General features: G+C 45.5%; 5 protein-coding genes. 1 reads left to right on the forward strand and 4 read right to left on the reverse strand.

Translation table 11 applies throughout. From position 1 onward, the window contains the following. Nucleotides 1-394: 394 nt before the first annotated feature. The 4 genes from VIM72_RS32225 to VIM72_RS32240 all read right to left on the reverse strand — a co-directional run bounded on the left by VIM72_RS32225 (nt 395) and on the right by VIM72_RS32240 (nt 3,998). Nucleotides 395-1,138: a hypothetical protein gene (locus tag VIM72_RS32225; protein ID WP_332006902.1), complete on the reverse strand. Its 744-nt coding sequence runs from the start codon at nt 1,136-1,138 to the stop codon at nt 395-397. 12 nt (nt 1,139-1,150) lie between these two features. After that, complete coding sequence (locus VIM72_RS32230; protein WP_332006903.1) at nt 1,151-2,125, reverse strand: hypothetical protein; 975 nt, start codon at nt 2,123-2,125, stop codon at nt 1,151-1,153. A gap of 51 nt (nt 2,126-2,176) precedes the next feature. Further along, a complete protein-coding gene (locus tag VIM72_RS32235) occupies nt 2,177-2,500 on the reverse strand; it encodes a S24 family peptidase (protein ID WP_332006904.1) in 324 nt (107 codons plus the stop codon). A gap of 526 nt (nt 2,501-3,026) precedes the next feature. Next, a complete protein-coding gene (locus VIM72_RS32240; protein ID WP_332006905.1) occupies nt 3,027-3,998 on the reverse strand; it encodes a DUF1080 domain-containing protein in 972 nt (323 codons plus the stop codon). Between the two features lie 96 nt (nt 3,999-4,094). Here VIM72_RS32240 and VIM72_RS32245 point away from each other — a divergent pair. Beyond that, nucleotides 4,095-4,435: hypothetical protein (locus VIM72_RS32245; protein ID WP_332006906.1), on the forward strand; the 341-nt coding region annotated here is incomplete at its 3' end.

Below are 4,435 nucleotides of genomic sequence, written 5' to 3' on the forward strand. Positions count from 1 at the left end.
TTGCAACGTCCATCAACAGGATGTCGGGATGATGCCGGCCAATATATTCGTGAAGAACCGCCGGGTTCTCCAGTGTGATCACTTCCATATGCTTTCTCGACAGCACCAGGGACACCGCTTCAAGAATACCGGGGTTGTCATCCAATACAAGTATTTTCCACATAACGGCAGTTTTAATCTTCCTGGAGATTCATATTAAGGGCATTGGTCAGCTTATAGACAATGAATATAACTCTTTTTTCCTCCAAAACACCGGTACAGTACGCCTTTGAGGCCTACTTTTCCTTTGAGCCGTTTATCGTAGTGTCTGCAAAATAAAGCTGCACATCTTTCGGTTTCCGTAAATGATCAGGCCGTTATGCCAACTTTCTGTTGCGTTCCTTTGCAATACAACCTACTGGCGGTAATAATCTTTCACTCCGCCGGATGGGTTAAAACTGATGAAATATTTCTCCCTGCTGCCATTAATGGACTGCGGGTGCCAGATGAGCTTCCTGGACTCAAATATGCCATAAATATGTGTAAGCGGTGCAGCGCCCTGTACCTCCCTTGCTTTGCGGTTATAATTACTGTATACCGCGGAAGCACATACGAAATTCACGTTATCAAGACTGATCAATGCTTTCTTTATATCATCATGTACTGATAGCTGCACTGGTTTGGGATCCTCCCATTTGCCATTGCTGTAGTTATATTCATCAATATATTCGGGGTTGTCCGGGTGTTGTATGGTTACATTTATCCGGCCGTCGTTATAGAAATGAATTGCTTTATAAAGATAGATGCTTTTCCCCGCAAAGGCCGGTAATGCACGCAGTGCGTTTTCGGCGTTCAATAGCGCGATGGCATCGCTGAGAAAATTGTCGTTTGTGGTGTGGGAATTATGGACGATGGTAGTACCGTTGCTATGCTCAATAGTGGTGGTGGTAGTAGAGGTACTGATACTGATATGGGCGCTCACGCTGGTGTCTGAACCGGAAGTAGTGGTGATCACCTCTTCCTCCTGGCTTTTAGGCAGGTTCTTATAACTGCTGTCGGTATCGCTGCCATACAGGGTATCGTGTATGGATTGCCGGAACTGGTTACAGGATACGCACATCATCATTATTATTATACCGGTTAACTGTTGTAAACGCATCTTCATAATATTTTATTCCTCAATATCGCTGGCAAATGCTACCTGCGTAGGGTCTTCTTTCAGATAAAAAACCGGGATGGACTCCTGCTTTGTTATATTCAGATCCAGGAGCGGCACTATTTTCTTTAATGAAGCCGTATGGGTTTTACCCAAATTATCCTGGTAGCGCAATTCAAAGCGCACCTGGGGCTGTTCATTGATATAAGTGCCGGTTTGCTCCGCGGAAACGATCTGTGCATCAGTACGGATGCCGTAATACTTTAGCTGCAGCCCATTGCCGGGCCCGCCTATAAAAAGGCGGATCAGTTTACCAAAGCTGATACGGCCCACCAGTAAAATAAACGGGCACAAAACAAGGGGATGATAAAACTCCAGGAAGCGCCAGCCCCGCCCGAAGTTCTCTAACTGGTAAGAGTATACGTAATAACCTGCAATAGCGCTCACTATCAGTAACCAGGCCAGCAGCGACGTAATGAGCCGTCCGGCTTTCATCCCCACTGTTACGCCATCCAGCGTTAAATGCGGCACAGCTTTGAGCTTGTCATCGATCAGCAACCGGATGGTTTTCCCTTCATCGTAGCGATGGAGCTCAGGTTTGGTATCATTCACCTCCAGCTGTTCGGTGATTTCCGTACCAACAAAATTTTGCAGGGAACATACTATTTCCCTCGTCTCCACATCCTTACCTGCTGCAGGTAATTCCTTACTGCTTTTTATACGTGCATCTTTCCTTACGCCTTCTTTTAAAAGACGCAGGATATTTCTCCTCATGATAAAGGGCAGTATGATCCATCTCCGGAACCAGCCCTGGACCAGTATCAGCCATAACACTACCGAAATGGCCAGCAATGCAAGCGCCAGCCAGGGCCTGGTACCGCCGTTTTCATCCACTATTCCATACTCGGTGTTGTAATAAATGAGCATGGGAAAAGGGACGGCAAAGAATAGCATGTAAATGAGCCAGAAGTTATTCCAAATACCTTTCATGCAGCTAATTTATTTATTCAATTTAAGGAAAGATTTCGGCACGTGCCCAGGTTAATCTTTTTTATAGATCACCTTATTTTCAAATTCGCCCAACACCACACGGCCATAGATTATTTTTGTCCACCCGTTTTCAAACCCGTGGTTATTGGCTATCAGGTAGCCTTTGCCGGCGTCTTTCTTTATCACTTTATGTGCATCAATATAGCGGCCTTTTACTTTACAGAATACAATATCGCCGATATCGTATGTTGGCGCTTTTACAAATGTAAGCAGGGTACCGCTTTTCAGAATAGGTAACATAGAAGTGCCAAAGGCCTTCATTTTTCCTGTGCCGGTGGTTTCCAGTCCGGACTTTAGTCTTTCATACTTGTTCATGTTTTCATTATTTTTTTGAATAAATCAGATGATCATATAGTAAAATGATCGTAGTGAAGGCTCGTGGAGTATCTACGCCAAAATGCGGGAATATTTAACTGAAGCGGGCAAATTCAATTGTAAGCATGTTGGTCATACACTATTGGGCTACACAAGAAAGGCGGGTATAACAAATGGTAGGTTGTAAATAACAACACCTGCGGTCAGCGCAGGTATCAAACTATTTGGGGATACTGCCGGGGCATTTTCTATAAAGAACAACTGCCGCAAAAATAATGAAATTTTATACACGGCAAATAAAATTACTGTTATCATCGCCTTCGGCGATGAGCGGATTTTGTCTGACTCACTGATTATGATGATTACGCTGATTACCCTGATTTATTTGGGGGAATCTGATAATAATAAGGGAGATATAAGCGGATTTACCCGCATATATCTCCCTTAATTTTTTTTTTTAAAACTTAAAATAAAATCAGGGTAATCAGCGTAATCATCATAATCAGTGAGTCAGACAAAATCCGCATTACCTGGCGGGAGTGATCACGATGTTCCTGAATTCAATAGGACCATGATCGCCCTGGAAATAGATCGGGCCTGGCTCTCCTTCGTTGCTGTCCAGCGCGCCGCCGGTGATACCGGGGATAGCTGCGTTGCAGATAATGGTTTTACCGTTGGCTACCACCGTTACCAGTCGGCCTACCAGCGTGATATCGTAGGTTTGCCACTGGCCGGGGCCCAGCGTTGCCATTTCGTTCGGCACCAGGAAGCCGTATATGCCTCCGAACAGGTGGCTGGAAGGCGCTTCTGTTTTAGGATTATCGATGATCTGTGTTTCATAGCGGCCTCTCAGGTATACGCCGCTGTTACTACCTGCCTGGTAGCGGAATTCCACATGCAGTTTAAAGTCCGAAAAAGTTTTTTCCGAGATGAGGTTAGCACCGGAATGAGGGCTGGTAAGGATACCGTCTTTAACGATCCATTGGTTTTCACCCAATGCTTTCCAGCCGCTCAGGTCTTTCCCGTTGAACAGTTTTACCGGTTTTCCCCATACTGGAGCCGCGGTTCTTTTGAGATCCGGCGCCCTAACCCCGGTAAAAGAATAGGAATGCCCGTCGCTGGTATGGATAGTACCGCTGATGCCAGCGTCTGTTACCGTACCTTCCAGCTTCAGGTCGCGGTCTTCCCTTTCCCACTGTGGCGGTATGGAGAAGCTGAACTTACCGTTATCAAAGTTTACTTTGGAGATGGGCCTGGCGCTTCCGCCGGTGCTCACAAAGCGGCCTACCAGGGTACTGAACCCGGAAAGCTCTACCTCCAGCCAGGAGGGCTTATCTACGCCGTTTTCGCTGACCTTGATATCCCAGGCGCCTATCAGGGACCCGCCTTTAACGCTTTCGTTCTTAATAGCCGATACCTGTGCCATCACACCGGAAGGAGTCACCAATCCCAGTCCCATGCAGCATACCAGCCCCGCGATAATACTTTTTCTATTCATGTTCATGTCCGTGTTTGTTGAAGAAAGCTATAAAGATAAATATTTGGCTTGTAACTTTTATTCCTGTATTCGCGTTAAACGATCAAACCTACCCCCATGCATATTTCTACCTATATCAAATTCCCGGTTCTGATCGCCGTTATAGTAGCTCTCGGCGGATGCGCAAAGGACAAATGCACTAAAATAGTCCAGCGAAAGGTATACACCCCCGTATTAATGGCAGTAAAAGACTACTGGGCCTCTGTTAAATCGGAGGCACCAAAGGAAATTGGCATCACAGGCAAGATCTATGTAAAAGACCAGTATATCTTTGTAAATGAGCCCTATCAGGGCATCCACGTGATCGATAACAGTACGCCGGCATCTCCCAAAAAAGTTTCTTTTTTAAATGTAATGGGAAATATAGATATAGCTATAAAAGGCAATTATCTGTATGC

Origin of the sequence: Chitinophaga sp., from assembly GCF_036569185.1 — a bacterium.
GTDB lineage: Bacteria > Bacteroidota > Bacteroidia > Chitinophagales > Chitinophagaceae > Chitinophaga.

Coding starts and splice junctions, on each gene's coding strand:
- VIM72_RS32225 (WP_332006902.1), bottom strand. CDS start 1,138: ATGCGTTTACAACAGTTAACCGGTATAATAATAATGATGATGTGCGTA.
- VIM72_RS32230 (WP_332006903.1), bottom strand. CDS start 2,125: ATGAAAGGTATTTGGAATAACTTCTGGCTCATTTACATGCTATTCTTT.
- VIM72_RS32235 (WP_332006904.1), bottom strand. CDS start 2,500: ATGAACAAGTATGAAAGACTAAAGTCCGGACTGGAAACCACCGGCACA.
- VIM72_RS32240 (WP_332006905.1), bottom strand. CDS start 3,998: ATGAATAGAAAAAGTATTATCGCGGGGCTGGTATGCTGCATGGGACTG.